This window comes from Microvirga sp. Mcv34 (genome assembly GCF_024519725.1).
Taxonomy (GTDB): Bacteria; Pseudomonadota; Alphaproteobacteria; order Rhizobiales; family Beijerinckiaceae; genus Microvirga.
Genome location: NZ_JALJRK010000161.1, coordinates 1 through 5,144 on the forward strand (window position 1 = coordinate 1; position 5,144 = coordinate 5,144).

The 5,144-nt window shown below is 63.5% G+C and carries 4 protein-coding genes and 1 pseudogene; 2 read left to right on the forward strand and 3 right to left on the reverse strand.

Annotated features, from left to right (window positions below; all coding sequences use genetic code 11):
• Nucleotides 1-582: pseudogene (locus tag OC446_RS29215) on the forward strand (hypothetical protein); the annotation flags it as partial.
• 142 nt (nt 583-724) lie between these two features.
• On the forward strand, nt 725-1,411 hold the full coding sequence (locus tag OC446_RS29220; protein ID WP_262032418.1) for a helix-turn-helix domain-containing protein: 687 nt from the start codon (nt 725-727) through the stop codon (nt 1,409-1,411).
• 230 nt (nt 1,412-1,641) lie between these two features.
• Here the strand turns inward: OC446_RS29220 and OC446_RS29225 are convergent, their stop codons facing one another.
• The 3 genes from OC446_RS29225 to OC446_RS29235 form a co-directional block, all read right to left on the reverse strand.
• A complete protein-coding gene (locus tag OC446_RS29225; RefSeq protein WP_262032419.1) occupies nt 1,642-2,010 on the reverse strand; it encodes a response regulator transcription factor in 369 nt (122 codons plus the stop codon).
• A 212-nt stretch (nt 2,011-2,222) separates the two neighbouring features.
• Entirely contained in the window at nt 2,223-2,834 is a 612-nt protein-coding gene (fixJ, locus tag OC446_RS29230) for a response regulator FixJ (protein WP_262032420.1), read from the reverse strand.
• Complete coding sequence (locus OC446_RS29235; protein WP_262032421.1) at nt 2,824-4,359, reverse strand: PAS domain S-box protein; 1,536 nt, start codon at nt 4,357-4,359, stop codon at nt 2,824-2,826. Before OC446_RS29235 ends, fixJ begins: the two co-directional genes overlap by 11 nt.
• Nucleotides 4,360-5,144: the final 785 nt, after the last annotated feature.

Consider the following 5,144-nt stretch of genomic DNA (forward strand, 5'->3'; position numbering starts at 1 on the left):
TCGCTGGCCTCGCCATGGGCCTTCGCCGGCACCGCCGCTGCCGCCGCCCTCGCGCATGTGGCCTCGCTCCTTGCGACCGCATCGCTGCCCTATCGACGCATTCGGGCGCCGGAAACCAAAGCGCCGGGCCTGCAGGGATGGGGATCCATCCTCCTGCCGACGGCGCTCGGAGCCTTGGGATGGCTCGCCATGACGACGTTGATGGGTGCAACCCCCATGGCGGTCATCGGCTGCGCCCCCTCGGAGGCCGCCGTGGGGGCCGTGGCCTGGCACGTCATGGCCATGTATGCCCCGTCGCTGCTTCTGGCGTTCTTCCCACGTTTGGCTCTCCCCGCCCCCCTGTCGGCATCGGGATGCCTCCTGCTGGCCGCCGGAGCGACGGCCTTCATGCTTTCCGGGAGCGTCGGCGGTTTCTCCACCGCCGCGGCCCTGGTGGGCTCCGGGTGGTCGCTGACCATGCTGGGAACGACGCTCTGGATCCACCGGGACGGTCAGGTCTCACGGTGGCTCCTGGGTCTCCACGACGCGACCCTGCTGACGGGAGCGATCCTGGGCACCTTCGCAGCGGGCTTTTTCGTCTAGCTCTCGCGCTTCCGCGATACCTCCGCCCCGCTGCAAAGCGACCTAAGGAAAACCCCTTAGGTATCAGACCTGAATTTTAGCCCAGCCCCTGCCGCTGTACCCATGAACTGCAACGTCAATACCAAAGGTTCACGAGGGTTCGATGCACACTGCGCTCCTCACCCAAGCCACTTCTTCGGCCCTCTTCCCATTGGCCCTGAATGTCCCGCCGCTGCGTCCCCATGCGGACCACGCTGCACCGACCGTCGGCTCCGTCAGGTCTTTCGCCAAGGATGAGGAGATCTTCGCCGAGGGCGACCGGGCGGCCTTCGTCTACAAGGTCCTCTCGGGCGTGGTGCGCACCTCCAAGCTTCTGAGCGATGGCCGCCGCCAGATCGACGCCTTTCACCTGGCGGGCGACATCTTCGGCATCGAAGCCGGCGACGAGCACCGGTTCTGCGCCGAGTCCGTCGGAGATTGCGTCATCGTCGCCTATCGCCGCTGCCATCTCGCCTCTCTGGCCGGCAAGGACGCCCAGCTCGCCCAGGACATGACAGTGGGCATGATGCGCTCCCTGGTCCGGGCGCAGAATCATCTGCTCCTGCTCGGCCGCAAGTCGGCCCTCGAGAAGATCGCGACCTTCCTCCTCGATATAGCAGAGCGCACGACCGACGACGATGCCCTGGACCTCCCCATGTCGCGCACGGATATTGCGGACCATCTCGGGCTGACGATCGAGACGGTCTCCCGCTCCTTCACGCAGCTCGAGCGGCAGGGCATCATCGAGCTCCCCTCCGCCCGCCATGTCGTGCTGACGAACCGGGCCGCCCTCGAGCGCCTGAATGCCTGACGCATCGAACGCAAAAGTGGCAGCCGGTTTTGCGTTCAAAGATGAGTCAAACCATAAAGTCAGAGCATCAGACGTGACTTCGATTTCACGTCGGATGATCTAACGGAAAGAGCCTTCAACCCGAAGAAGCATCAAAAGCCCTGCCGTCACAGCGACGGCGGGGCTGAGCGTGTTCCGAGGGAATCCGGGGCCGGATGACACCATGCTGTCGGCTGGTTTCGAATAAGCCCTCAGGCCAAAGCGGCATGAATGCTGTCGAGCAGCTCGCTGTCGTGCAATGGCTTCTCGAGAACATTCCGGAAGCCCGACCGCGCCGCCCGAACATAGAGGTCGTCGCTGACCCGGGACGCGATGAGGATCGCCCGACAATCGGCCCAGCGCTGCCGCAGCCGGTCGACCAGCTCGATGCCGGTCATGCCTGGCATGTTGTAGTCGATCACGAAGCATCCATTCTGCGGCAGATCGTGCTCGGACAGAAGCTCGGCCCCGTCCTTGAACACACGCACGGTCAGGCCCTCGAGTTCCAGGGCAAACTTCAGTGAGTTCCTGACCGCTTCGTCATCGTCCACCACGATGACCGGTCCCAGGGGCTGAGACATCCGAAAAGCCTGCATCATCCTCGTTTCCGGCCGGAGGAAGGTCGACCGGCCAGTGTCGCGGATTATGCACGACGACGGCTTCTTCCCTATTCAGGAATATTCCTTAAGGGGCTGAAGCGCCGGCCGTGAATGCGAGCTCACGGCCGTTGCTTCAAGGCTTTGGTGTCTCATCTTTGCACGCAGAACCGGGTTCAACTTCTGCGTCAGATGCTCTAGCGGGTCTCGATCAGCAGGGCGAGACGGACCAGTTCCGACAGGCTTTTGGCGTGCATCTTGGCCATGACGTTGGCCCGGTAGATCTCCACGGTCCGAGGGCTGATCCCCAGATCGTAGGCAATGACCTTATTCGCCTTGCCCGCCACGAGCCCGTCGAGAACCTGCCTCTCCCGTTCCGACAGAGCGTCGAACCGGCCTTGGATTTCAGCGACCTGCTGCCCGTGATGGCTGTTCCGCTCCTGGCGGGCCAGAGCTGACCGGACCGCCGCCAGAAACACCTCGTCCCCAAAGGGCTTCTCCAGGAAGTCGACAGCGCCTTCCTTCATGGCCTCGACGGCCATCGGAACATCCGCGTGTCCCGTCATGACGATCACGGGGAGCATGATGCTGCGCGCCTTCAGACGGCGGATCAGTTCGATGCCGTCGATACCAGGCATGCGCACATCGGTGACGATGCAGCCCGCTTCCAGGCCCGGTGCGCCGTCGAGAAAGGCCGAGGCGGATTCGTGCAGGCGGACGGGCAGTCCTTCGGAGGCAAGCAGAAACGCCAGCGATTTGCGGACTGCCACGTCATCGTCAACCACATGCACTGCAGCGTCACTCTGCATGAGCCATCTCCTCCCGTCCGACCGTCCTCAATGTGAAGCGAAATGCCGTTCCCTCGCCCTGCTTGGAATCCGCCCAGATCTTCCCGCCATGGGCCTCCACGATCGTACGGCAGATCGACAGGCCGACGCCCATGCCATGTTTCTTGGTGGTCACGAAAGGCTGGAAGAGCTGGGCCGCCACTTCAGGAGCAAGGCCGGGCCCGGTATCCGTCACGCTCAGCTCCACGGTGCCAGCGTCCAAGCTGCGCGTCGCGACCTTGAGTTCCCGGCGCTCCGTCTCCTGCATGGCCTCGATGGCGTTGCGGATCAGATTCAGCAGCACCTGCTGGACCTGAATGCGGTCGGCGAGCACGAAGGGCGCATCCGGATCGAAGTCGAAGACGACCCGAACACCCTGCTCCTTCGCCCCGACGAGGGAAAGAGCGCTCGCCTCCTCGATGAGCTTGGGCAGGTTCTCGATGTGGCGCTCGCTCTCACCCCGGGCGACGAACTCGCGCAGGTGCCGGATCACCTGTCCGGCCCGCAGGGCCTGCTCGCCCGCCTCGTTGACCGCATCCCGCAGCATGGGCACCGTGTCTCCCTCCATGCGTTCGAGAATCCGTCGGCACCCTTTGAGATAGTTGGTGATGGCTGTCAGCGGCTGGTTGATTTCGTGAGCAAGAGTCGAGGCCATCTCGCCCAGGGCCGTGAAGCGCGACATGTGAACGAGTTCGGCCTGTAGTTCCTGTAGGCGGGTTTCCGTCCTTTGCCGCTCGGTCAGATCGCGGATGAAGCCGGTGAAGTAGCGGATGCCGCCGGAATGCATCTCGCCCACGGCGAGTTCCATGGGAAAGGTCGACCCGTCCTTGCGCTGACCGACGACCACGCGCCCGACGCCGATGATCCGCCGTTCCCCCGTCGTACGATAGCGCAGCATATAATTGTCATGCTGCTCCCGGTACGGCGACGGCATGAGGATCTTGACGTTCTCGCCGATCACCTCTTCCGGCTCGAAGCCGAAAAGCCGCACGGCCGTCGCGCTGAAGGACTGGATCCGCGCCTCCTCGTCGATGACCACCATGGCATCCGGAACCGTCTCGAGGATGGACCGCAGGTGAGCCTCTCGGGTCCGCAACGCTTCGTCGGCCATGACCCATTCGGTGATGTCGCGCGTGATTATGGCGATGCCGTCTGGAGCGCCCTCCCCGTCGTTCACCGGGGCCAACGTGACTTGTGCCATGAACGTGGAACCGTCCTTGCGCACCCTTAAGCCCTGGGACCGATGGTGCTTGCTCTCCCGCGCCGACTGGAGGTCGCGCCGAAGCGCTTCCGTGCCATGCTCCGGCCTGTAGAGAATGGCGGCGGAGCGCCCGATCACCTCGTCGGCGCTCCAGCCATGGATATGCTCCGCGCCTCGGCTCCAGCTGGCGACGTTCCCATCCGCATCCAGGAGAATGAACGCGATATCGGTCACGGTATCGATGATGCGCTCGGCATAGCCATCGCGGATGATGGGCTGACCACCTTTGGAACCTGACTGCGACACGAAGACCTCTCTGCAACGGGCGGAGCATAGCAATCGGGAGCCCCGCTCCACCAGAGGCTAAACACCACAATGCACTACGGGTGAAACGGGCTGCTGTTGCGGCGGCTCGGCAATGAGCTTGAAACCGAACTATATCACCTGCACACCCTTGAAACTCCCATCCTACGGACGCGGCGCGGATTTCATTAGCGCTGCGTCACTTCCCGCTTGCAAAGTGTTTTGGAGGGTTTATATGAGCGCCTCCTTCCGGAGGGATCTGTTCGTGTGAGCGGGTGTCGGTGCGGGGGGTGATTTCCACCAGGATGGCGATTGCTTTGGGTCCGGGCTCCGTGTCGGGGTTTGTGGGGCGGGGTGCTGTCGGGTGGGCGAGCCGGGGCGGTTCCGGTTCGGGCCATGAGCGTTGGCGGTTCGAGGGATCGGACCGGCTGGACGGCTCCTCTGGCGCTGATCTTTTCCAGCAACGACTGGGGTGTTTTCGAGCATTCCGGCGAGGCGGCGCAGACGCGGCAGCGTTTTTGCGGACGCTGTTGCTTGGCCTTGACTTGAGAGAGGCCGTGGAACAACGCTGAAGATTGCCTCGAAAGCTTGCAAAAACTTTCAAGAAGGCGGTTGACAGGGCGGCGGCCAGGGACTAGATCGGGTTCATCGGCGGGGCGGTTCGAACGGGCCCTTCGCCACTGGCTTCGCGGCTTGGCGCCCTGCATGGGGATGGCCGGGCTGGTTCGAGGTTTTGCTCTTTGACATTGTTGAGAGGGAAGAGAAGCGTAGGCGGCGGTGTCCTTGCG